We start from the raw sequence: 22,339 nt of genomic DNA on the forward strand, positions 1-22,339 counted from the left end.
TACCTGTGGGGACAGCCTGCCGTCTTTGCAGGCGGCGGTCGATGCGCTGCTGGGCCGATTTACGCCCACCGGGAAACTACCCGTTTCTGTTAGGATGTAACGTGGCGGCAATGACTTGATTTGTGGATTGGTCTGTCACACAATTCCTTAGCTGCAATGGAGTAAGTATCCGTCTCTCTCGTCTTTGTTCGGCTTCAGTCGTGCCGCGTTCCCACGGACAGTTTCTGGCTCATCGGCTTCAGGGTTTCGGGCGCTTGCAATTCTGCGGAATTGTAGCTCCCCTAACAAGGTCGATTGATGCATTCTTTCGCGTGTTGTGGCGGTGGTGAAAGAGTGTTAGACTGTTGTTGATTTGCTTGTTTAAAGGTTCAGCAAGCCATGTGCGAACACTTTTCAGTAAGCTTTATTTCCTCCCCAACGTCTCTTCTCACCCTCTGGCACACCAACATGGATTCGTTCAAAGTCTGAAGGTCATTGATCATGCCCGCAGCCGAATTTTTCAACGTCAAGACGGTTGAAGCCGCTCTGGACGCCCTGTTTGAGCAGTGGTGCCCACAGCCTCGAATCGTGCGCTGTACCACGCAGCAAGCGTTAGGGCGCGTCACCGTTCGCCCGTCACAGTCTCCCATCAACTTGCCGGAATTTGTACGCAGCAGTATGGACGGGTATGCCGTGCGCGCGGTGGATACGTTTGGCGCAAGCGCATCACTACCGGCTTATCTCAAGCTCACAACGTCCGTGCGGATGGGGGTGACGCCTGATTTCGACCTCAAGGCAGGCGAGGCCGCCGAGATCTCGACCGGGGCGTCTATCCCGCGCGGTGCGGATGCGGTCGTCATGGTCGAGCGCACCCAGAAGTTCAGCGATACGGAAATCGAGGTGTTGGCCCCGGTTGCGCCGGGTGAAAATCTGGTGCAGGTCGGTGAGGACGTGCAGGCCGGGGGCATCATCCTGCCTGTCGGACAATGTATTCGCCCGCAAGACATCGGCGGGTTGTTGGCAGTCGGGGTACTGGAAGTAGAGGTTGCTGCGCCGCCGCGTGTCGCGCTGATCGGTTCGGGTGATGAACTGGTTGCGCCCGGTGACGTACCTCAGCCTGGGCAGATCCGCGACATCAACTCGTATACGCTGGCTGCGCTGGCCCAGTCATGCGGGGCGGAGGTGGTGCACGGGGGCATCGCGGCGGACAAGTTCGAAGCGCTGGATGCGGTTGCGCGGCAGGCGCTCGATCAGGCGGATATTCTGGTCGTCTCGGCGGGTAGTTCCGTCAGCGCGCGCGATCTGACCAGCACTGTGATCGAAAACCTGGGCGCGCCGGGCATCCTTCAGCATGGACTGGCGGTGAAGCCCGGCAAGCCGACGATTATCGCCCTGTGCGATGGCACGCCCGTGATCGGGCTGCCGGGGAATCCTGTTTCGGCGCTGCTGGTCGCACGCCAGATTTTAGTGCCCATCATCCGTCGCGCGCTGGGCGAAACGCCCCGGCTGGTAGGGACGGTTCGCGCCACCCTGACGGCAAATGTGGCGTCGGCGACAGGCCGCGAAGACACGATTCCGGTTCGTTTGAGTGGAACGGCGGGCCAGCTTCAGGCCGAGCCGATCTTTGGCAAGTCGAATTTGATTTACACGCTGGTCAATGCCGACGGCGTGATCCTCGTGCCGCTCAACAGCGGCGGGCTGAAGGCGGGCAGTGACGTAGAGGTGGTGACGTTCTGATGACGAGAGATTACTATCTGGAAGATATTCCGATGGATGAGGCCCAGCAGCGCCTGTTGGATGCGCTGGGTGAGCGCCTTCTGCCGGGCGAAGATGTGCCGCTGGCCGAAGCCTTTGGCCGCATAACCGCCGGTCCGGTCTGGGCGAAAATGTCGTCGCCTCACTTTCATGCGGTGGCGATGGACGGCTATGCGCTTTATGCCGGAGACACGGTGAGCGCGACGGAAACTCGCCCGCTGACCTTCACCTTGAATGACAACACATTTCCGGTGAACACCGGCAATCCGCTCCCGGCAGGGACAAATGCCGTCGTGATGATCGAAAACGTGCAGTTCCTCGATGATACGCATATTTCGATCAACGCCCCGGTCGCGCCCTGGCAGCATGTGCGCATGTGCGGCGAGGACATGGTGGCGACCGAGCTGGTGATTCCCGCCAACCATAAGCTGCGCCCGGTCGATCTGGGCGCAATTGCAGGCTGCGGACACCATGCCGTCAATGTACGCCGTCGCCCGCTGGTCGTTCTGATTCCGACCGGCTCGGAACTGGTCTTGACGACACAGGCACCCGAACCGGGACAGGTCATCGAATATAACAGCATCGTGCTCGGCGCTCAGATCGCGGAAGTCGGTGGGGTGAGCCGCACGCTGCCGATCGTACCGGACGATAAGGACCGTTTGCGCGCCGCGCTGGAAGATGCGCTGGGCCAGAACCCGGATCTGATCTTGATGCTATCCGGCTCATCTGCCGGCAGCCGCGACTTCACAGCCGAGATCATTCAGGAAAAAGGTGAGCTGCTGGTGCACGGCGTGGCCGTACGTCCGGGCCACCCGGCGATCATGGGCGTCGTGAACTCGACGCCGGTCATCGGCGTGCCGGGCTATCCGGTCAGTGCCGCGCTGACCGGCGAGATATTCATCCAGCCCCTGATTGCGGGCTGGCTGGGGCAGCGCGCCCCGATGGACATGCGGCCTTCCGTCGAAGCGTCGATGACGCGTAAGCTGCTGTCACCCATTGGAGACGATGACTTTGTGCGCGTGACGGTGGCGCAGGTCGAGGACCGGCTGCTGGCGACGCCGCTCAATCGCGGGGCAGGGGTCATCTCTTCACTGGTGCGTGCTGATGGGCTGGCGCACATCCCACGCTTTAGCGAAGGTGTGGATGCAAACCAGACGGTGCGGGTGGCTCTGTACCGGAGCGAAGACACCGTGCGGCGCGCCCTGTTGATCATGGGCAGCCATGACCCGATGATCGATCTGCTGGCGCAGTACCTTCAGGGCACACCCGTTACCTCGGCCAATGTCGGCTCGCTGGGCGGCCTGATTGCGCTCAAGCGCCGCGAAGCGCACCTGGCGGGCAGCCATCTGCTGGATGAGGATACCGGAGAATATAATATTAGTGCTTTGCAGCGTTACCTCTCCGATGTTCCGCTGCGGGCAGTGACCTTCGCGTACCGCGAACAGGGGATGATCGTGCCGCCCGGAAATCCACTGGGCATTCAATCTCTGGACGATCTGCCCCGCTTGCGCTACGTCAATCGCCAAAAAGGATCGGGCACCCGCCTGCTGCTCGACTACCAGCTCCGCCAGCGCGATATCGCGTCCGATCAGATCCAGGGTTATGAGCGAGAGGAATACACGCACCTGGGTGTGGCGATCGCCGTTTCCTCCGGCATCGCGGATTGCGGCCTGGGGGTGCGCAGCGCGGCGATTGCGCTGGGTCTGGACTTTATTCCGGTCGGTTGGGAGCGATACGACTTCGTGATACCCGACACCTCGCTTCCGAAGGCACAGCCGGTGCTGGACGCGCTGAACAGCGATGTCTTCCGCCAGATGCTTGGTGCTCAACCGGGATATGACGTGCGCGACACTGGTCAAGAAGCATACCGCCAGTAGACCTCAGGAAGATCATTCCGCGCAGGACGCGCTGTGAGGCCACCGACGATTGCGAATGGTTTTGTTTCCTGGTCATTCAATTGGAGTCGAAGTTATGAAACGCATGCTTGCCGTACTCGTTCTGTTTCTTTCTGTGGCACCCAGGCTGTCTGTTCTGGCCCAAAGTGACACCCCCGAACCAGAAGACCTTCCCCGTCTGATTTTGGCAACGACCACCAGCACCAACGACAGCGGCCTTCTCGACTATATCCTTCCGGTGTTTGAGGAAGAGTATAACGTGGCCGTGGATGTGATTGCGGTGGGAACGGGCCAGGCGCTTGAGCTGGGCCGCAACGGTGACGCGGATGTCGAGCTGGTCCATGCGCGTTCCCAGGAAGATGAATTTATCGCTGGTGGGTATGGAACTGAGCGCTACGATGTGATGTATAACGACTTCGTCGTCATTGGGCCGGAGAACGATCCGGCAGGGATCGCGGATGCAACTTCGGCGGCGGACGCCTTCGCGCTGATTGCAGCGGCAGGCGAAAATGGCGATGCGATCTTCGTGTCGCGTGGAGATGACAGCGGCACGAATACCAAAGAACTGGCGATTTGGGATGCGGCGGGCATCACCCCCGAAGGCGACTGGTACATCAGCGCGGGGCAGGGCATGGGCGCTGTGCTGACCATGAGCGACGAGATGCAGGCGTATACGCTGACCGATCGCGGGACGTACATCGCGTTCGAAGACATCGGCCTGCCGATTTTGTATGAGCACGACGAGGTGCTGTTCAACCCGTATGGTGTGATCCCGGTGAATCCCGATAACCGCCCGCTGGGTGATTCTGAGCTTCCCGAGCAGTTCGCCGCGTGGCTGACCTCGGTCGAGACGCAGGAATTGATCGCGTCCTACACGATCAACGACCAGCAGTTGTTCTTCCCCAGCTCCGCAGAATATCTGGCGGCGCAGGCCGAAGCAACCGCCGAGGCAACGACCGAAGCCATGCCAATGGCGACGGCAGAAACAACAGAGGCCGCTCAATAGCGGCAGCTTTTTGATAGGTACGGCGGGGGCGAGGTTTTCCTCGTCCCCGTTCGTTTACGCCCGGATGCAGGGCGTGTGCAATTTGTTATGAGGAGGGCGATATCGGCACCCTGATCGATGCGCTGGGGCAGGCTTTGCACCTGATCCTGAACCTAGACCCGGAACTTCTTGAAATTGTGGGGCGATCGTTTAACGTCACGCTGACCGCGCTGACGCTGAGCCTGTTTCTCGGCGTGCCGGTTGGGGTCTGGATGGCGCTGTCTACGTTTCCCGGCAAGCGCGTGTTCACCGCGCTGATCTATACCGGCATGGGCCTGCCGCCCGTGGTTGTTGGCCTGATTGTCTATCTGCTGCTGTCACGCAGCGGGGTGTTGGGCTCGCTTGGCTGGTTGTTCACGTTTCAGGCGATGGTGATCGCGCAGGTGGTTATCGCCACGCCGATCATTGTGGGGATCACCCTGAGCAGCGTTCTGGGCATCGATCCCGATCTGCGCATCCAGCTTCGAGCGCTGGGCGCGACGCGCTTTCAATCGGTGCGGGCGCTGCTGTGGGAGGCGCGCTTCGGCCTGATCGTCGGCCTCGTGGCCGGGTTCGGGTCGATTATCTCCGAAGTGGGCTCGGTAATGCTGGTGGGCGGCAACATCGCGGGGCGCACGCGCGTGATGACGACGGCGATTGTCCTCGAAACGCAGCGCGGCAATTTTGACATTGCATTGGGCCTGGGCATTATCCTCCTCACGATTTCGTTTCTCACCAATTTTGTGCTGGTGCTGCTGCAAGGTGATACAAGGCGCAGACCATGACGTTATATACCCTCGAAAACGTTCGCCAGCGCTATGGCGCGCGCGAAGTGCTCTGCGTTCCCTCGATGACGATCGACGAAGGGGAAGTGTTGGCGCTGGTGGGGCCGAGCGGCGCGGGTAAAAGTACCCTGCTGCGACTGTTGGCTTTTCTGGAAGCACCGACCATGGGGCAGGTGGGACTGCACCTGAACGGCACGCGCCCGGTAACGTTCGAGTCCGCCACCATCGATATCCGGCGGCAGATCGCCGTGTCGTTCCAGCGACCGCTGTTGCTGTCGCGCAGCGTGCGCGCGAATGTCGCCTATGGCCTGACTCTGCGCGGGCAGAAAGACGACGCGCGGGTGGATGCCATGCTGGAGCGCCTGAAGCTCGATCATCTGGCTGACGCGCGCCCGCGCACGCTGTCCGGCGGCGAGATCCAGCGCGTATCGCTGGCGCGGGCCATGCTGCTCCAGCCGCGCGTGCTGCTGCTGGACGAGCCAACCGCGAACCTCGATCCGCACAATATCACCCTGATCGAGACCTTTTTGCAGGAGCAGCGGCGCGAAACCGGCATTACGCTGGTCATCGTGACGCATAACATCTATCAGGCGCGCAGGCTGGCCGATCGTGTGGCGCTGCTGTACGAAGGCGATCTGGTCGAGGTTGCCCCCAAGCAAATATTCTTCGATACACCTGCCGACGCGCGCACCCAGGCGTTTGTCTCCGGCACGCTCATCTACTGATTCCTTGCGCAGAGGAAAACAAAAACGGGGCACCGCGCGGTGTCCCGTTTGCATGGGTTATGCTGGATTTCGTAATTCAGCGATCCGTGCACGAGCAGCACGGATCGAGCGAGGCCTGAATCAGCGGCAGATCGCCTAACTGCTGGCCCAGGGCCATCGGCTCGACGGCGGGAATATTCACATAGGATGGGGTGCGGATCTTCACCCGCGCTGGATGATCGGTTCCATTGCCCTGCAGATAGTAAAGCAGCTCGCCGCGCGGCGCTTCGGATCGCACGGTGACTTCGCCCTCTGGGACGACAGTGAACGGTCCGCCCGGCGCGCATAAGGGCCCCGCCGGTAGATTGTGCAGCGCCTGTTCGATGAGGCGCGCGCTTTCGAGCATCTCGAAGGCGCGGACCAGCACCCGCGCGAAGACATCTCCGCCGTGCTCGACGACCGTCTTGAAGCCCAGCGCCTGATAGACGGGGTGCTCGCTGCGGATGTCCGCGTCCAGCCCGGACGCCCGCGCAAACGGCCCCACGACGCCGTCCGCGATGGCCTGTTCCTTCGTCAGCATGCCTACGCCGACCATACGCGCACGTACCGTCGGGTTGCGGGTGAAGACCGGCATCACCACCTGTTCGAGCGCCTGTTTGATGTCGCGCATGGCTGCCAGCAGCGCGTCAGGATCGGTGATGTCGTTGTTCACCCCGCCGATACAGTTCATGGCGTAATGCACGCGGTTGCCGGAGATCGCTTCGAGCGCGTCCATCACGCGCTCGCGCAGCGCGAAGATTTCCATAAACATCGTCTGGAACCCGATGTCCTCAGCGGCGATACCCGCCCACAGCAGATGAGAGTGCAGCCGTTCCAGCTCGGAGATGATCACGCGGATGTACTGCGCTCGCGCCGGAACGTCGAGTTCCAGCAGCGCCTCCGCGGCCATCGCAAAGGTCATGGTATGCACGCCGGAGCAGATGCCGCACACGCGCTCGACCAGCACCAGATCCTGCACGTAGTTGCGGCGTTGGGCCAGCAGCTCGATCGCGCGGAAACTGAAGCCGATGTCGATGGCGACATCGTGAATCGTTTCGCCCTGGCATGTGACGCTAATCTTGTACGGCTCTTCCATCGAAGGATGGTAAGGGCCGATGGGAATGGTGTAAGGCATGACGTCTAGTCCTCGATCTTATGCCGCGCGGCGCGCTCAGTCGGCGCTGCCTTCGCGGAAGAAGCCTTCGGCCAGCTGCGCGGGCCGGATCAGCCGGGAGGGATTGGGGTGGCCGGTGAAGGTGGCGCCGAACAGATCCTGAATCTCGCGCTCAGCCCAGGCGGCGGCGCCCGTGATGGGCGTGATCGAGTTGAGCTTGCCGCTGCGCGTCTGCACTTTGACGTTCAGCACGCCGCCGGGAACGGCATAGTGGTAGATCACCTGTGTTTCGCCCTCTGCTACCGCGATGCCCGTGATGGTGCACAGGCGCACACCCAGGTCGAGCATCGTCTGCGCGAGCGCCCGCACGTCGAGCACGGGGGCGTCCATCCACCACTGGTTATGCACGTATGTCAGCGGCGCTGCGCCGGGCAGAGCTTCGAGACGCGTCTCCCATTCAGCGGTCATGTGTTTTTTCTCCCAGGAAACTGCGCTTGACCGTTTCACTCGCTGCGCGTTTGCGGCACGCTTCGCACAGATGCACGCGTTCGGCGATGGCGGTTTGCAGCGGTAGGCTGAAGGTGTCCAGCGCGGCCAGCGGCAGCGGGATGATCGGCTTGCCGCAGTCGGCGCACGCCTGATACTGGATATGGTGAACGGTCAGTTGTTCGTCGCGTGTGGTGGCGAGCGGCGTGGGCTGCGGAACCGATGACAGGGCGTGCGTGGGACAGAACGCGACGCAGCGCCCGCAGAAGGTGCAGCGTCCGGCATCGTACTGCCAGGCCACGTGATCGCCCACCTGATCCTCGAACGTGATCGCGGAGGGCGAGCACACGTAAGCGCAGGTCGTGCAGCCGACGCACAGCGACGCATCCTGTACTACCTGTCCGCGATAGCGGTTCGGGGGTTCCACCCGGTCATCCGGGTGATGGGTCAGGGCCTTGCTGCGAGAGTTATGCAGCAGCGTTTGAAAAATGCTCATGATAAGCCTCTATTGTTTTTCACAGCCAAGCCGCGACCAGGGCGATCAGCGCCGCCACCAGTCCCCAGCGCCAGTAGAAGCGCATCGCCTGCTGGACCTTGATGCGGGCGGTTCCGGCGGCCAGTACGGACAGCGCGATGACGCTGGCGGTCGAGATCAGCAGATAGATCGCCAGTTCTGCGAGTCCGCTGGACAGCGCGGGCATGATGACTAGGGTGAACAGCCCTGCCAGCGCGACCAGCTCCAGCCCGTGTGTCAGTTCAAACAGCGCCAGCGGCGCACCGTTATACTCGGTGTGTACGCCTGCCAGGATTTCCTGCTCGGCGTTGGCAATCGAAAACGGGTTGCTTTTGAGCCGGGCCGGAACGGCCAGCAAAAACGCTGCTGCGGCCAGCACATGTACCAGACTCAGCGGCGCGTTGACCAGATCGTCCAGCCGGAAGCTGCCGACCTGGAGCGCCAGCGCGATCAGGGCCGCCAGGAAGGGCAGGTTGTAGCCCAGCGACAGCAGCGTTTCGCGGGCGGCGCTGACCTGCCCGTACAGCGAGCGCGAGCTAAACCCGGCTAGCACGTCACACAGCGCGGGGACTTCGAGCAGGTAGATCAACACGATCAGGTCGCCCGCGAAGGAGTGAACCGGGTTGCCGGGGACGGGCATGAGAGCCAGCACACACAGCATGGCCGCCAGGGATGCGGTCGGCAGGCCGTAAAACAGCAGCGGATTCACGCCGCGCGGAATGACCGTCTGTTTGCCCAGCAGCTTGAAGAAGTCATAGAACGGCTGGTAAAACGGCGGGCCAAACCGCCGCTGCATCCGCGCCGTCAGTTTGCGTTGGAGCCACAGGAACAGCCAGCCCAACAGCGCACCACCGGCGAGCCCCGGCCAGAGGAGCAGAGCGACGAGGTAGGACAGCACGTCACTCATGACTGTTCCTCCTCGCGCTCGCGATCCTTATCGTTGAGTTTTCCGGCGGCCTGGATGACGCCGCGCAGAATTTCCTGCGGGCGAGGTGGGCAGCCGGGCACGTAGACGTCCACCGGAATGATGTCGCCCAGCGGCGCTTCTACGGTGGGGCTGCCGCTGAACACGCCGCCCGACGCCGGGCACGATCCGACCGCGACGACGGCTTTGGGTGAAGGCATCTGATCGTAGATGTCGCGGATGGCCGCGCCTGCGCGAAGCGTGACCGGGCCGGTGACGATCAGAATGTCGGCATGTTTGGGGCTGCCCTGGCGCAGCGCCCCGGTTTGTTCGGCGTCGTAGCGCGGGCTGAGGGCGGCAGCGATCTCGATGTCGCAGCCGTTGCACGAGCCGGAATTGGCACAGTACACCCAGGGCGATTTGACGCGCGACCGGGCGATGAGAGGAGTGAGCAGTTTCATGTTATCGCATCCTTCCCGGCGCTCAGGAAACGTAAGCCGTTACGAGGGACGGCAGCAGTCCCAACGCCAGACCCAGGACGGTCAGGGTGAGCAGGACCGCTGAAGCCAGCGGCGGCTCGTCGGGAGTCTCTGGGGTAGAGGGTTGGCCCAGCCAGACGGTGTGAATGGCGCGCACGTAGTAGATCAGCGCGAGGGCCGTTGCCAGCGCCATCAGCCCGATCAGCCACGCGCCGCCGTAATCGGCTCCGGCCAGATACAGCCGCCAGCGCCCCGCAAAACCAAAGATAGGCGGCACGCCGATCATGCCCAGCGCACCGGCGATGAAGGCGACCGTCGCCGCCGGGCAGCGTGCTGCCAGCCCACGATCGTTCAGCGTGAGCGCGTGCCCGATCTGGTGCTCCGCCAGCCCGACGGAGCCGAACAGCAGCACCTTGAACAGCGCATGGCTCAATGCTCCAACCAGTGCGCCTTCCAGCCCGACGCCGGGGCCGACCACGACGCCCAACAGCAGATAGCCCATGTCGTCGATGGTGGAAAAGGCCAGCATCCGCTTCAGATCGCGCTGGGCGAGGGCGAACAGCGCCCCGCCGAACATGGACAGCAGCGCCACCCCGATCCACAGCGCTTCGTACTGCTCGAAGATCCAGGGCGAGACGGTGCGCAGGTGCGCCAGCTCGTTGAACGCTGCGATGTCCACCGTGGCGACGATCAGCGCGGTGGTCATCGGTGCGGCGGCTTCCGCAACCAGCGGCAGCCACACGTAAAACGGCACGAATGCCAGCTTGAGCGAAAATCCGATCACCAGCAGCCCCACCGCCAGATGATCCAGGGGCGCATCGGGCGGGGTCACGCTTTCGCCCGCGATCAGCAGCCCGGCGGTCATCGCCGCGATGCCTGCTGCCAGCAGCACCAGATAGTTGCGCGCGGCGTGGACGGCCTGCGCCGATCCCTGTACCCACACCAGCGCGACCGCCAGAAACGCGGCGAGATCGAGCATCACGGTGCGGGCCGTGCCGTCTACGGCGCTCATGCCGACGACGACCAGCGCGCCGATGGCAGCCACCAGCCCCCACCAGCGGCGATCCCCCTGCGGAACGGGAACCGCATATGTGGCGATGGCCGCAAACAGCACTAGAAAACTGCCGCCCATGAACAGATCCCAATGGGAGCTTTCAGAGACGACGGTCGAAAGACTCGTCATGAGGTTCATCACGGCTTCCTAACTTATCCAGACCAGCAGCCCGACGAGGATCGCCAGCCCGGCGGTAAGCGCCAGCGGGTGCGCTTCGACGCGCGGCGTGACGGCGCTGTCCAGCGATGCGATTGCGCTGCGCAGACCCTGCCACGCCCTGAGGTAAACCCGGTCAGGATCGGTGACGGCATAGACGGGGCCTAACGCTTCCCCGGCGAAGTCGGAGAAGTCTTCCGCCGTCAGCGTGACGGGCGCGCCTTCCGGCAGTGGATCGCCGCCGCTGAATGCGTTGACCGCGGTCGCGGGCGATATCTGCGACAGCCGGTAGATCACGTAACCCGTTCCCAGCGCCGCCAGCACCAGGATCGCGCCGCCAGTTGCCTGCGCGCTGCCCGATCCGGTGCTGAGTCCCAGCCACGAGGTTTCGACGCCGGAGGTGAAGCCCAGCGCCGTCACCGCAGGGGCAACGATCCATTTCATCAAGATCTGCGGCGCGATGCCGAACAGCAGCGACAGCGCGGCCAGCGTCCACATCCCGGCCCGCATGGTCGGCCCGGCCTCGTGTACGTGTACCCCGGCCAGTGAGGGCGATGGTTCGCCGTAAAACGCGCCGACCGTGGCCTTGAGCATATAAAACGCGGTGACGGTGCTCACCAGCAGCGCGATGATCACGACGGGAAGCGCGCCGTCGTCCAGCGCAGCGTCGTAAAACAGCCACTTGGCCGCGAAGCCGTTCGTGAGCGGCACGCCGATGATGGCCGCCGCCGCGATCAGCCAGATACGCGCCGTTTGGGGCATGGACTGGGCCAATCCGCCGAGCTTACGCAGGTCGCGCGTGCCCGTGGCATGCTGGATCGATCCGGCGCAGAGGAACAGCGTACCCTTAAACAGGCCGTGGCTCAGGGCGTAGAACAGCCCCGCCGCCAGCCCGATCGGCGTGCCAAGCCCCAGGCCGGTCACGATGTATCCCAACTGGCTGATGGTCGAGTAGGCCAGCAGCCGCTTCAGGTCAGTTTGGACCAGCGCGAACAGCGCGCCAACCAGCATCGTGGCGCAGCCCAGCGCCAGCACGAGCGTCTTCCATTCCGGCTGCCAGGGCGTGATCGCGTACAGCCGTGCGATCAGGTACACGCCCGCCTTCACGTAGCAGGCCGAGTGCAGCAGGGCCGAGACGGGTGTCGGCGCGTTCATCGCTTCGGGAATCCAGGTGTGCAACGGGAAAATCACCGATTTCGCCATCGCCGCGATCAGGAGCAGCAGAAAGATGCCGCTCGAAAATGCCGCGCCCAGGGCGGGATCGGTCCACAGGAACGTTCCGGCGCTGTGGAACAGCAGCAGCACCGCCGCCAGGAAGCCATAGCCCGCGATGTGCGTCATGAGCAGCACTTTGCGCGCGCCATTGGCAGCGGCGGTTTCTTTGTACCAGAAGCCCACCAGGAAGTACGAGCACAGCCCGATGACTTCCCAACTGAAATAAGCGATCAGCAGGCTGGACGAACAAACGAGGTTTACCATCCCGGCGATGAAGGTCAGGATCAGCGCGTAAAAGCGCGTGACGCCGCCCGGCTCGTCGGCCATATAGTCCACACAGTACAGCAAAATCGCGGAGCCTACGCCCGTCGCCAGCAGCATGAATACGAGGCTGAGCGCATCGACGTGATACACCACCGGGACGTTCTGGTCCCAGGTGAACAGCGTGCCGTCTAAGCTGCCATCGGAGCGGATGGTTGGAATCAGTGCTAAAGCGGCAGCCAGTGCCGCCAGTCCGCTGAGGAATGCCAGCCAACCCTTGCTGCGGGCAGTGAGCACGCGTGCCAGTGCGATTTGTAACACGACACCGGCCAGCAAAACGATCAAAGGTATGGTCATCGCAAATTCCTACACATTAGCTGCGACGTTTTGGGTCAGCCTCCGGCCACGGGGGGGAAGAAACACACTACGTCGTCCGGCTGGAGGGTGATATCCAGTCCGCCGATGTCGCGGTAGTCCCGCCCGTTGACCAGGATGATGATCCACGAGGCGACCTCGTCGCCATCGAACATCCACCTGCTGAACCCGATCCCATATTGGGCGCACAGGTCGTTGACCAGCACCCTCAACGTCGTGGTGGGCCGGGTCCATTTCAGTTCGTTTGCGCCTACAACGTCGCGGAAGCTTGCAAAGAAACGAATTTGCATCTTTACAGTCACGCTCAAAGAGAAAACCCGGCCAATAGCTGGTTCCTATTGGCCGGGAAGGGGTCGTTTTAGGCCAGGGACGCAGCTTCGGCTTGAAGTCCCAGAGCCTCTAGCTTTTGCGGGGTTGGGATGCCGGTGCTGTCCCAGCCGCGCAGGCTGTAGTATTCCGGCAGCATCTGGGGAAGCAGGCTCACTTTGCCCTTCGACGGACCAGTCTTGATCGGCTCGGTCAGAAGCCGTTCCGGCAGCGTGTCGTCGGCGCTGGTGTAGCCTACTTTGAGGTTCCACAGCCGTTCGAGATTCCAGACACGCTCGCCCGCCTTCATGAAGTCTTCGGTGGAGTAGGGGATGCCCGTGACGGCGCTGAGCATTTCGGCCAGCTCGTCCCCGCCGATGCCGAACGTGGCGAACAGGCAGGACCCGGTTGAGTCCAGCGCGGCGGTCAGGTTCTGGAACGTGATGTCCAGTTCCGCTTTGCCTTCGATGGCATCCTTGTCCATCTTGACCGGATTGCCCAGCACTTCGACCGAGATCGTATAGCCGCGTACGTGGCAGCCGCCGCGATTGCCGGTCGCGTAGTTCAGGCCGATGCCCTGCACGCCGCGCGGGTCGTAGGCGGGCATTTCCTGCTTCTTGCAGGTCATCGAGAATTCGGGATGGTCGTAGCTGTCCGCCATACGGTACGAGCCGAGCGCGAGTTTCTCGCCGAACCCTTCACGCAGGGCGGTCTTGGTCACCATCTCGACCATCGCATCAGCATTGCCGAAGGTCAGCGCGACACCGTCGGTGTCCTCGGTGGTGATGATGCCCGACTCGAACAGGTCCATCGCGCAGGCGATTGTGCTCGCCATCGTGATCGTGTCCAGGCCGTATTCGTTGCACAGGAAGTTTGCCTTCAGCACGGCGTCGAGATTATCGATCCCGCAGTCCGGGCCAAAGCCCCAGGCCGTCTCGTATTCCGGCCCTTCGCCGCGACCGGCAAACTTGCCGCCCGTGACCTGTGAAACGCGCCCGCAGCTAATGACGCACGAGAAGCACGCCTTCGGGCGGACCAGCCGCTTGGCGCTGAGGGTTTCGCCGCCCACCTTGTCGGCGGTGGGGAAGTACCCGTCGCGGAAGTTGCGCGTGGGCAGGCTGCCGATTTCGTTCAGGATGTTGACCAGCACGTCCGTGCCGTAAGCCTTGAGGCCCGTGCCGCCCACGGGATGTTCCATGATCTTGTTGCGGGCTTTCCACATCGCGGTCTCGAACGTTTCCGGCTCCGCGATTTTGACCGCGCCGCTGCCCATGACCACGAATGCCTTCAGGTTCTTCGAGCCCATCACCGCGCCGACGCCGCTGCGCCCTGCCGCACGGTGCATTTCGTTCATGATGCTGGCGAACAACACGCCGCGCTCGCCCGCCGGACCGATGCACGCGACCTTGGCGTCTTCGTGCGTGGCGGCCTGAAGCGCTTCCGTGGTTTCGGGCACTTGCTTGCCCCAGATCGCGCTCGCATCGCGCAGCTCGACCTGATTGTCATGAATCCAGAGGTAAACGGGCGTTGCCGCCTTACCCTCGAAGATAACCATGTCGTACCCGGCGAATTTCAGTTCCGGGCCGAACGCGCCGCCGGAATTCGACGCGGCAATCGCGCCGGTCAGCGGGCTTTTGGTCACCACGTCGTAACGGCCCGAGGACGGGGCAAAGGTGCCGGTCATCGGCCCGGGCGCGAAGATCAGCTTGTTTTCCGGGCTGAGCGCGTCGATGCCGGGATCGACTTCATCGAACAGAATTTTGGCCCCAAGCCCGCGCGCACCGATAAATTCTTTGGCCAGTTCGGGCGACAGAGATTCGCGTGTAATCGCGCCTGTCGTCAGGTTCACCCTTAAAATGGTTCCGATCCAACCAAACATTAGTGACTCTCCTGGAATGCATCTTTAAACTTGGCCGAGAACGCCTTCTTCCGCGAGTACGTGGCGACCGTATCATCGACGTACTCAAGCGCTTTGTTCGGGCAGGCCTCGACGCAGGCAGGCTCGCCCTCGCAGAGATCGCACTTCAAGATCGCGCTGCTCTCGGCATCGTACACGGCGCAGCCAAAGGGGCATGCCAGCGTGCACATCCGGCAGCGGATGCAGCGGTTGCTGTCCCATTCGACAACACTCGTCTCGGTGTTGCGCTGGAGTGCGCCGGTCGGGCAGACGGCCAGGCAGGCCGCGTCTTCGCATTGCTGGCACATCATCGGAACCGAGAAGCCTTCGCGGTCCCAGATATACACATGAACGCGTGTTGTCCTCAGCCGGAACTGGCTGCTATCGTGACTAAATGCACATGCCAGCTCGCAGTTGCGGCAGCCTGTGCATTTATCAGGATGGATCATTAAGACTTTAGCCATCGAATTCTCCTTGTGAGTGGCTAAAAAGAGATCCGTATCGATCTACAAATTACCCATATTCACTATAGGGCCGGACTCGCGCAGCGTCATCAGAGGGATGGCCGATTCCGGCCCTCCACATAACAACGAGATGGCGTTTGCGGAAATACATCATTGATCGGAGCGAAGTACTACAAATGTTGTAGATCGTCGTCCAGAGAGGCCAGCCCTTCGCGCAGGACGTACAGCGTGACCTGATTGCGAGAGGCCAGATGCAGCTTGCTCAGGATGTTGCTGACATGGGCGCGGACGGTTGTTTCCGCAATGGTGAGCTGGTCCGCGATGGCGCGATTGGACAGACCCCTGGCGATCAGCCGCGCGATCTCGACTTCACGCGTCGTCAGGACCTGGGTTTCCGGCGGTGGCGTATGGGTGTCGGCGTGTGTCAGTTCGGCCAGCAGCATCCGCGCGATCGTCGGGTGAAGCGACGAATCGCCCTGATAAACCTCGTGGATGGCGCGCACCAGATCGGCAGGATCGGAGTCTTTCAGAAGATAGCCCAACGCGCCCGCTTTGATCGCCGGGAACACCAGATCGTCAGTGACGAAGCTCGTGAGCACCAGAATGCGGATCTCGGGATATTCTGCGGTAAGCTGCCGGGTTGCTTCGATGCCACCCATGCCCGGCATCGATAGGTCCATGAGGATGACGTCGGGCCGCAGGGCCGCCGCCTGTGCCAGCGCTTCCTCACCGCTGCTGGCTTCCCCAACGACTTCGAGATCCTCTTTGGTCACCAGCAGGGCGCGCAGACCCTTCCGTACGATCGTGTGGTCGTCCACGATCAGAATGCGAATCCGATCAGTCTGCATAGCTGGAAGCTCCTTTTGCGGCGCGGTGCGATGTCGTGCAGGGCGGGCAGGTGACGGCAATCGTTGTGCCGCTCCCCGTGCCGCTGGAAATATCGAGCGTCCCGCCAAGCTGCGCGACGCGTTCGCGCATCCCGCGCAGTCCCATCCCGCCCGTGGATGTGTCCGGATCGAAGCCAATGCCGTCGTCTTGAATCGTCAGGGCGGTCGTGCGGGGATCGAAGCGCAGCGTCACGGCTACTTTTTTAGCGTTCGCGTGGTGCAGGATATTGTTCAGCGCTTCGCGGGCGATGCGGTAGAGTTCCCGGGAGGTAGTGGCGTCGAGATTTTCGTCCCCTTCGACGTGGAACGCGCACTGAATCCCGCTGCGGCACTCGACGCCGTCCAGCCGCCCTTGCAGCGCAGCGGCCAGCCCTTGTTCCTCCAGGTCCGAGGGACGCAGCTCGAAAATCAGGAGGCGGAGATCTCTCAGCGCTTCCTGGGCGGTCCCTTTCAGTTCGTACAGGTGTGAAGCGACGGTCGGGGCATCGCCTGCCTTGAGCGATTCGTTCCCGGCTTCGGCATATAGCATGATCGAATAAAGGGACTGCGCCAGCGAGTCGTGCAGTTCGCGCGCGAGGCGATGACGCTCGTTGACGACTGCCAGACGCTCGGCCTGTTCGGATAGGCGGGCGTTTTCAAGCGTGAGTGCCACGGCATTCGCAATGCCACGCATGAGGTTGATTTCGGCCTGATCAAAGGCCGGTTTGCCGCCAAGCGGGCTGACGACGATCGCGCCCAAAACGTGGCTGCCGGACCGGCTGGGCACGATCAGCAACGTGGGTACGCCGATGGTCTCCGCCGTTTCCCGGCTGAGCCGGAAATCGGTCTCGACGTTCTGGCAGACGATTGGCTCCCCCCTTGCCAGCATCTCCGCGATCAACGAATCGACGGTGGGATCGAGGCAGCGGTCGAAGAACGCGTCAATGCGCGGGGTGCTGAGTTCGCCCGTCACCACGCGCGGAACGAGCACGTTACGCTGCGAGTCGATGAGGTACAGCGCGCAGTATTTGATTTCCAGCGAGCTGGTGATCGCGTGCGCGATCCGCCCTAAGATTTCCTCCAGATCGAGCGAGCCGCTTGCCATCTGCACGATGTGGTACATGAGTGCGGTCCGGATCTGCTGTTCGCGGATGTGCCTCTGGGTAGTTTCCGCGTAGAGGTGGCTGAAGCGGCTGATCATGGTACGCAGACACTCGTCGACCTGTTCGACGGCCATCTCGGCTTCCGTCGATCCGGCGGGCAGCGCTTCCCGTACGACTTGCAGCGTGATGTCTTTCCAGATGAGCAGCGCTTCGACCACTTCACCGATGTCGAACCCCATTGCGAGGCGCTGTTCGCTGATCGAGGAGAGGTATACTTCGAGTCCCACTTCGGACTGGGTGGCGAACCATTCGATGATCGCCCCTACGCCCTGCTGGATCGACGCACGCAGGTTTTCGAGCGGGACGTTCTGGTACTTTGAGGCCGGTTGGGACTGGATTTCATCGAGCCAGCTTGACACGATTTCTTCGCGGCGGCGTTCCAGTAAAACGGCGACTTTGTGGAACCGGATCGAACTGATGGAAGGCATGGGTATTCGTTGTCAGGCGTTAATGATTTATTGGACGATAAGCATGGCTGGCGGCACGAATTGAGGTCGCAAACCGTGGCGATTTAGCAACGTACTCCTCTACAGTACTCGCAAATGCTCTCCAAGCCTATGGAGGTTTGCCACCATAATGGCGTCTAATTATCCGTAGCTCAAAAAAGATCCTCGTTGGACACGTTGTTTTTGCGCCTGATTGGTGTTGTGGAGGCTGCTCGATCGGGACGATGGCTTCCGGCGTATACCAGGGTATGCGGCTTCACAATCACCGGGGTTTGTCTCCATCCGCTTATCCGACTCGCCAAAAGCGCCGGAATTTGGCGATCGCGCGGCTTCGGTTGGGGAAGGGGACACCTGCCGTTTCAGCCCAATCAATTGCTGAGGCAGGAACGTGTTTTTCGCGCTCAGCTCACCCTTGACCTATCCCGCGCAGCAGGACAGCATCGCCACATCTTTCTCAAATGTCTGTGCAGCCAACTTGATACCTTCCACCATCGTCAGGTAGGGGAAGAAGGTTTCGGTCAAATCTTGCACGGTCATGCTCGCTTTGATGGCCATGACCGTAGTTTGAACCACTTCACTCGCATCCGGCGCTAATATGTGTGCACCCAACAAACGGTTGGTCCTCGCGTCCGCCACCAGTTTGATCAGCCCGCGTGTGTCACGGTTGGCTAGCGCGCGCGGAACGTAGTCCAGGGGCAGCACGGAGGTGTTCACGGCATACCCCGCATCCTCAGCCTGACGTTCGGTTAATCCCACCGAGGCCACCACCGGATCGGTGAATGTTACGTGCGGCAGCACGCGAGTATCGTATACACGCCCGGTGCCATTGATCGCATTTTCTGCCGCCAGGGTGCCGCTGTAGGCAGCCACATAGACGAACATATCGCGTCCGGTCACATCCCCTGTGGCGTAGACGTAAGGATTGGTTGTGCGCAGGTGATCGTTCACGACGATTTCCCCGCGTTGACCGAGTTCTACGCCAGCCTCTTCCAGCCCCATGCTGTGCGTGTTCGCGCGCCGGCCTGTCGCCATCAGCAGCGTGTCGGCTTCAAAGACGAGCTTTTCGCCGCTACGTTCCGCTGTGAGGTGATAACCATGTACGTTTTTGCCCACCCGTGTGATATTGACGCCCGGTTCGATGACTAATCCTTCGTCGCGTAGATAACCGGCCAGCGCCTCGCTGATCTCTGGTTCCTCGAAGGGCGTGATGGCTGGCATGGCTTCCAACACGGTGATTTGGGTGCCAAACCGGGCGAACATCTGGGCCAGTTCCAACCCGACCGCATTGGCTCCAACGACGATCATCGAAGCCGGGCGTTCCGCCAGCTCCAAAGCAGTGGTGCTGGTCAGGTAGCCCGCTTGCTCCAGGCCGGGGATAGGCGGCACCCACGCGCTCGCACCGGTCGCTATGATGATCTTGCCTGGAGTGTACACGCTGGAAACGGCATCGTGATCGACCGGGGTAATTTCCACCCGACTGCCGCCAAGCAGGTTGGCCCAGCCCTGGATGTAGGTAATGTCAGGGTAAGCGGCCAGCACATCGACATACTTGGTCCGGCGCAGCCGGTTGACCAGTTCGTCTTTTTGCGCCACGACCGCACCCCAGTGTCCAGCAGAAGCAGCACGGGGCACACCGTCGAACGGGTGGTGTTTGGCACGGTAATGCAGTTCGGCAGCCTGAATGAGCGTTTTTGAGGGCACACACCCCACGTTGACGCAGGTTCCTCCCATCGTTCCCGCCTCGACCAACGCCACACGCTGCCCGAGTTCGGCCCCCTTGATCGCTGCCGCAAAGCCCGCCGATCCGCTGCCGATGACCATCAGGTCAAAGTCCGGCGAAGCGTTACGTTGAGGGACCACAGGATTGAGTTCGCGCCGTTGTTTCACGTTGGCCCGGTAGCCCGCTCCCTCAACCGCACCGATCAGCGCTTCACTGGGCACCGCATCGCTGGCTTTGACCGTCGCTCGCCCCGATTGCCAGCCAGGCACGTCAACGTGTTTGACTCCAGGAATGAGGGAGAGCGCTTTGGTGACGTGCATCGCGCAGCTGTCGCAGGTCATGCCGCGCACATCCAGCGTGATTTCTTGCAGTTCTTTGTCTTTTGCCATCATCTTTTTCCTATCGTTGCAGTCAACTACGTTCGGCTGGGATTATGTGATCCTCGTTTAGACCGGATGGCAAATGCACGTTTGCATTCTGGCACCTTCGGGCTTCACCGTCATGCCGCAGAAACTCAAATCCGGGAAAGAATGAAGGTTTTGCCCCTACTTAGACTGTAGCACTTCATTCGCAGCGGGTGCTTGCCACACATAGACGGCTCAATTGACAACAGTCGATGCCACGTATCGCCTTGAGCGCCTTCCGTCATGGCTTTCATTTACTTGCCCGCAGCGGGCGTCTCCGGTACCCGTCCAACCGAGCCGCATGAGGTGAGTTATTGGGCCATACACGCCAAAATGCTTAGTTCCGGACGCGACGTATGGCGCTAACGAATCCAATCACCCATTCCTATACTGGGTGGCAGATGGTGAGACGAGGAGTAGCCGCGTGCAGCGCGAATATACTGTGAATGTGACCAGTGGTGAGATCGTACTCGCCGTACAGCGCGAGTTGGATAAAGCTGGCCTTCGGGTGGAGCAGTCATTTGACCTGCGTTCGGCGTTGGCATTTGTACCCGACTGCACCTGCCCACATCACGGGACAGCCTTATGTGACTGCCATTATAACGTGCTGCTGGTTTACGGATGCGGACAGATGACGCCGGCTAGTTTGATCGTGCACGGGCATGATCATCAGTGCTGGATAACCCTGGCAGATCCTCCTGATGACGAGTCCGATTCGACCCTGGCTGTCGAGATCGTACGGACTTTGGTTGGCGCTCACTTGATCACCGTCGACAAAGCAGAGGATGATGCGACCGTTCAACCGGCAGCATTGTGATCGAGGAGCGTTCAAGAATGGCGAAAGATCCTGTATGTGGAATGGAAGTGGACGAGAAGTCGGCGGCAGGTAAGTCGGAGTACAAGGGAACGACCTACTACTTCTGCGCGCCGGGCTGCAAACAGGCTTTTGACAGGGAACCCGAGAAGTATGTCGGGGAAGGTAGTAAAAACACGGGCCATCACAGCCATCATTAGTATGGTGTGGTTTGGGTAATACGCTGCCCTCAGTTTGCCACCATTCAAGACTGATCCGAACTTACGCAGGCCGTGCGAGGATGCTGCCCCGCGAGCGGTTTCGGTGCTTCCTTGCCGGATCGCCGTCAAAGAACGACGTTGGATCGCAGCGAGTATTCTCCCGGCCTGCCGTGTGTAAAGTATGTTAGCCTGATGCGAGGAGAAATTTATGCATCGGAGAGTTTCAGTGTTAGTTGTCGCATTTAGCCTTGCCATCGGCATGTGGGGATTTTTATACGGACTGACCCGGCGGTTGGAACCGGATCCGCTGGCAGCGCAGGTATACCCTGAAGTCACACCCGCGCCGCAGCCGACGGCTGTGCCTATCGAAAATGCGCTACGCTACGATCTGTTGGTTGAGCAGGTTGCGCCGCTGACCGGCACTACTATTGTGGTTGAGTGGGGCGACATGGGGCAGCGGCTCATCGACGCGGGTGCGATCGATCTGGACAAGTTCGAGGCGCAGTACCGTGGTCTGGATGAAGAACAGCAAGCGATCTTGTTGGGTGACGAACTCGACGAGATCACATTCAAGCCGGAAAACATCCAGTTCTGGACGAACGTGCTGTGGGCGTTGGGGCTGACGCAGGAAAGCAGCGTGCTCAGTGAAGGGCCGATGATGCAGAACGAGGCGCAGGTTCCGCTCGGTAACTATGCGTCTACCGGCGGCTGGACGCTGGGCAGCAAACCCGCGACTGAACTTTACAGCAGCCTGCGTCTGGTTGAGTTGACGCCTGAACAAGAGGCGCTGATCTATCGCGTGGCCGAGCACATTTTCCGTCCATGTTGCGGTAACCACACTGCGTTCCCTGACTGCAATCATGGCATGGCTGTCCTGGGCCTGTTGGAACTTTTGGCGTTCCAGGGGGCTGAGGAGTCGGAACTCTATGATGCGGCGCTGGCCTTCAATGCTTACGCGTTCACCGATAGCTACGTTCGGGTGGCGGCGTACTTTACCCTACAAGGGATAGCGTGGTCGGACATCGGCGCCGCGGATCTGCTGGGATACGACTATTCGAGCATTCAAGGCGCGCAGCGGATCGCCGCCGCCGTCGGGCCGATCTCCGGTGCGCCGGGCGGTGGTGGGAGCTGCGCCGCTTAGTGACGCGTATGTCAGGGGATGGCGCGGATGCAGTTGGAATAGTACAGGCGCTATCTTCCGGTGCGCCTCATGTACGGCGAGATCCGAGAAGTCTGAGTTCAAGCCGCGCGTGACGATCTGAGAGCTAAGAGCGTGTTTGTTAAATAGGACGAGCAAGACGACGGAGCATCAAATGAATC

Annotated in this window: 21 protein-coding genes; 8 read left to right on the forward strand and 13 right to left on the reverse strand. The window is 61.4% G+C overall.

Annotation, left to right across the window (positions count from 1 at the left end; all coding sequences use genetic code 11):
• The first annotated feature begins 480 nt into the window (after positions 1 to 480).
• The 5 genes from V7116_RS12425 to V7116_RS12445 all read left to right on the forward strand — a co-directional run bounded on the left by V7116_RS12425 (position 481) and on the right by V7116_RS12445 (position 6,163).
• Positions 481 to 1,716 (forward strand): molybdopterin molybdotransferase MoeA, encoded by a 1,236-nt coding sequence (locus V7116_RS12425; protein ID WP_324392249.1) that lies wholly within the window; start codon positions 481 to 483, stop codon positions 1,714 to 1,716.
• Entirely contained in the window at positions 1,716 to 3,611 is a 1,896-nt protein-coding gene (locus V7116_RS12430) for a molybdopterin biosynthesis protein (protein WP_324392250.1), read from the forward strand. Before V7116_RS12425 ends, V7116_RS12430 begins: the two co-directional genes overlap by 1 nt.
• A gap of 94 nt (positions 3,612 to 3,705) precedes the next feature.
• Positions 3,706 to 4,635: a substrate-binding domain-containing protein gene (locus V7116_RS12435; protein WP_324392251.1), complete on the forward strand. Its 930-nt coding sequence runs from the start codon at positions 3,706 to 3,708 to the stop codon at positions 4,633 to 4,635.
• A 176-nt stretch (positions 4,636 to 4,811) separates the two neighbouring features.
• A complete protein-coding gene (locus V7116_RS12440) occupies positions 4,812 to 5,438 on the forward strand; it encodes an ABC transporter permease (RefSeq protein WP_324392252.1) in 627 nt (208 codons plus the stop codon).
• Positions 5,435 to 6,163: an ATP-binding cassette domain-containing protein gene (locus V7116_RS12445; protein ID WP_324392253.1), complete on the forward strand. Its 729-nt coding sequence runs from the start codon at positions 5,435 to 5,437 to the stop codon at positions 6,161 to 6,163. The genes V7116_RS12440 and V7116_RS12445 overlap by 4 nt, the downstream gene beginning before the upstream one ends.
• 76 nt (positions 6,164 to 6,239) lie before the next feature.
• Here V7116_RS12445 and V7116_RS12450 read toward each other — a convergent pair whose 3' ends face one another.
• The 13 genes from V7116_RS12450 to merA form a co-directional block, all read right to left on the reverse strand.
• Entirely contained in the window at positions 6,240 to 7,316 is a 1,077-nt protein-coding gene (locus V7116_RS12450) for a hydrogenase large subunit (RefSeq protein WP_324392254.1), read from the reverse strand.
• Between the two features lie 36 nt (positions 7,317 to 7,352).
• Positions 7,353 to 7,763: an NADH-quinone oxidoreductase subunit C gene (locus V7116_RS12455; protein WP_324392255.1), complete on the reverse strand. Its 411-nt coding sequence runs from the start codon at positions 7,761 to 7,763 to the stop codon at positions 7,353 to 7,355.
• Entirely contained in the window at positions 7,753 to 8,277 is a 525-nt protein-coding gene (locus tag V7116_RS12460; RefSeq protein WP_324392256.1) for a 4Fe-4S dicluster domain-containing protein, read from the reverse strand. The genes V7116_RS12455 and V7116_RS12460 overlap by 11 nt, the downstream gene beginning before the upstream one ends.
• 19 nt (positions 8,278 to 8,296) lie before the next feature.
• Complete coding sequence (locus V7116_RS12465) at positions 8,297 to 9,202, reverse strand: respiratory chain complex I subunit 1 family protein (protein WP_324392257.1); 906 nt, start codon at positions 9,200 to 9,202, stop codon at positions 8,297 to 8,299.
• Positions 9,199 to 9,660, reverse strand: a complete 462-nt coding sequence (locus V7116_RS12470) for an NADH-quinone oxidoreductase subunit B family protein (protein WP_324392258.1) — start codon at positions 9,658 to 9,660, stop codon at positions 9,199 to 9,201. The genes V7116_RS12465 and V7116_RS12470 overlap by 4 nt, the downstream gene beginning before the upstream one ends.
• A gap of 22 nt (positions 9,661 to 9,682) precedes the next feature.
• Complete coding sequence (locus V7116_RS12475; protein WP_324392259.1) at positions 9,683 to 10,870, reverse strand: proton-conducting transporter transmembrane domain-containing protein; 1,188 nt, start codon at positions 10,868 to 10,870, stop codon at positions 9,683 to 9,685.
• A 9-nt stretch (positions 10,871 to 10,879) separates the two neighbouring features.
• The gene (locus V7116_RS12480; RefSeq protein WP_324392260.1) at positions 10,880 to 12,721 is read right to left on the reverse strand and encodes an NADH-quinone oxidoreductase subunit 5 family protein; all 1,842 of its coding nucleotides are present in this window, start codon (positions 12,719 to 12,721) and stop codon (positions 10,880 to 10,882) included.
• A 35-nt stretch (positions 12,722 to 12,756) separates the two neighbouring features.
• Positions 12,757 to 13,029 carry a MoaD/ThiS family protein gene (locus V7116_RS12485; protein ID WP_324392261.1) on the reverse strand — a complete coding sequence of 91 codons (273 nt, stop codon included), beginning with the start codon at positions 13,027 to 13,029 and terminating at the stop codon, positions 12,757 to 12,759.
• A gap of 68 nt (positions 13,030 to 13,097) precedes the next feature.
• A complete protein-coding gene (locus tag V7116_RS12490; RefSeq protein ID WP_324392262.1) occupies positions 13,098 to 14,924 on the reverse strand; it encodes an aldehyde ferredoxin oxidoreductase family protein in 1,827 nt (608 codons plus the stop codon).
• The gene (locus tag V7116_RS12495) at positions 14,924 to 15,406 is read right to left on the reverse strand and encodes a 4Fe-4S dicluster domain-containing protein (RefSeq protein ID WP_324392263.1); all 483 of its coding nucleotides are present in this window, start codon (positions 15,404 to 15,406) and stop codon (positions 14,924 to 14,926) included. The genes V7116_RS12490 and V7116_RS12495 overlap by 1 nt, the downstream gene beginning before the upstream one ends.
• A 170-nt stretch (positions 15,407 to 15,576) precedes the next feature.
• Positions 15,577 to 16,254 carry a response regulator transcription factor gene (locus V7116_RS12500; RefSeq protein WP_324392264.1) on the reverse strand — a complete coding sequence of 226 codons (678 nt, stop codon included), beginning with the start codon at positions 16,252 to 16,254 and terminating at the stop codon, positions 15,577 to 15,579.
• Positions 16,244 to 17,863 (reverse strand): GAF domain-containing sensor histidine kinase, encoded by a 1,620-nt coding sequence (locus V7116_RS12505; protein ID WP_324392265.1) that lies wholly within the window; start codon positions 17,861 to 17,863, stop codon positions 16,244 to 16,246. Before V7116_RS12505 ends, V7116_RS12500 begins: the two co-directional genes overlap by 11 nt.
• A gap of 435 nt (positions 17,864 to 18,298) precedes the next feature.
• Positions 18,299 to 19,990 (reverse strand): mercury(II) reductase, encoded by a 1,692-nt coding sequence (gene merA, locus V7116_RS12510; protein WP_324392266.1) that lies wholly within the window; start codon positions 19,988 to 19,990, stop codon positions 18,299 to 18,301.
• A 439-nt stretch (positions 19,991 to 20,429) separates the two neighbouring features.
• Between merA and V7116_RS12515 the strand changes: the two genes are divergently transcribed.
• The 3 genes from V7116_RS12515 to V7116_RS12525 all read left to right on the forward strand — a co-directional run bounded on the left by V7116_RS12515 (position 20,430) and on the right by V7116_RS12525 (position 22,160).
• Positions 20,430 to 20,822 (forward strand): hypothetical protein, encoded by a 393-nt coding sequence (locus V7116_RS12515; RefSeq protein WP_324392267.1) that lies wholly within the window; start codon positions 20,430 to 20,432, stop codon positions 20,820 to 20,822.
• Between the two features lie 17 nt (positions 20,823 to 20,839).
• Complete coding sequence (locus V7116_RS12520; RefSeq protein ID WP_324392268.1) at positions 20,840 to 21,019, forward strand: YHS domain-containing protein; 180 nt, start codon at positions 20,840 to 20,842, stop codon at positions 21,017 to 21,019.
• Positions 21,020 to 21,245: 226 nt separating this feature from the next.
• Complete coding sequence (locus V7116_RS12525) at positions 21,246 to 22,160, forward strand: hypothetical protein (protein ID WP_324392269.1); 915 nt, start codon at positions 21,246 to 21,248, stop codon at positions 22,158 to 22,160.
• The last annotated feature ends 179 nt before the right edge of the window (positions 22,161 to 22,339 follow it).

Source organism: Aggregatilinea sp. (assembly GCF_036822615.1).
Lineage (GTDB): Bacteria > Chloroflexota > Anaerolineae > Aggregatilineales > Aggregatilineaceae > Aggregatilinea.

What these genes read in the sequence shown, in the direction of transcription:
- V7116_RS12425 (WP_324392249.1), top strand. Translation starts at nt 481, where the DNA reads ATGCCCGCAGCCGAATTTTTCAACGTCAAGACGGTTGAAGCCGCTCTG.
- V7116_RS12430 (WP_324392250.1), top strand. Translation starts at nt 1,716, where the DNA reads ATGACGAGAGATTACTATCTGGAAGATATTCCGATGGATGAGGCCCAG.
- V7116_RS12435 (WP_324392251.1), top strand. Translation starts at nt 3,706, where the DNA reads ATGAAACGCATGCTTGCCGTACTCGTTCTGTTTCTTTCTGTGGCACCC.
- V7116_RS12445 (WP_324392253.1), top strand. Translation starts at nt 5,435, where the DNA reads ATGACGTTATATACCCTCGAAAACGTTCGCCAGCGCTATGGCGCGCGC.
- V7116_RS12450 (WP_324392254.1), bottom strand. Translation starts at nt 7,316, where the DNA reads ATGCCTTACACCATTCCCATCGGCCCTTACCATCCTTCGATGGAAGAG.
- V7116_RS12455 (WP_324392255.1), bottom strand. Translation starts at nt 7,763, where the DNA reads ATGACCGCTGAATGGGAGACGCGTCTCGAAGCTCTGCCCGGCGCAGCG.
- V7116_RS12460 (WP_324392256.1), bottom strand. Translation starts at nt 8,277, where the DNA reads ATGAGCATTTTTCAAACGCTGCTGCATAACTCTCGCAGCAAGGCCCTG.
- V7116_RS12465 (WP_324392257.1), bottom strand. Translation starts at nt 9,202, where the DNA reads ATGAGTGACGTGCTGTCCTACCTCGTCGCTCTGCTCCTCTGGCCGGGG.
- V7116_RS12470 (WP_324392258.1), bottom strand. Translation starts at nt 9,660, where the DNA reads ATGAAACTGCTCACTCCTCTCATCGCCCGGTCGCGCGTCAAATCGCCC.
- V7116_RS12475 (WP_324392259.1), bottom strand. Translation starts at nt 10,870, where the DNA reads ATGAACCTCATGACGAGTCTTTCGACCGTCGTCTCTGAAAGCTCCCAT.
- V7116_RS12480 (WP_324392260.1), bottom strand. Translation starts at nt 12,721, where the DNA reads ATGACCATACCTTTGATCGTTTTGCTGGCCGGTGTCGTGTTACAAATC.
- V7116_RS12485 (WP_324392261.1), bottom strand. Translation starts at nt 13,029, where the DNA reads ATGCAAATTCGTTTCTTTGCAAGCTTCCGCGACGTTGTAGGCGCAAAC.
- V7116_RS12490 (WP_324392262.1), bottom strand. Translation starts at nt 14,924, where the DNA reads ATGTTTGGTTGGATCGGAACCATTTTAAGGGTGAACCTGACGACAGGC.
- V7116_RS12495 (WP_324392263.1), bottom strand. Translation starts at nt 15,406, where the DNA reads ATGGCTAAAGTCTTAATGATCCATCCTGATAAATGCACAGGCTGCCGC.
- V7116_RS12500 (WP_324392264.1), bottom strand. Translation starts at nt 16,254, where the DNA reads ATGCAGACTGATCGGATTCGCATTCTGATCGTGGACGACCACACGATC.
- V7116_RS12505 (WP_324392265.1), bottom strand. Translation starts at nt 17,863, where the DNA reads ATGCCTTCCATCAGTTCGATCCGGTTCCACAAAGTCGCCGTTTTACTG.
- merA (WP_324392266.1), bottom strand. Translation starts at nt 19,990, where the DNA reads ATGGCAAAAGACAAAGAACTGCAAGAAATCACGCTGGATGTGCGCGGC.
- V7116_RS12520 (WP_324392268.1), top strand. Translation starts at nt 20,840, where the DNA reads ATGGCGAAAGATCCTGTATGTGGAATGGAAGTGGACGAGAAGTCGGCG.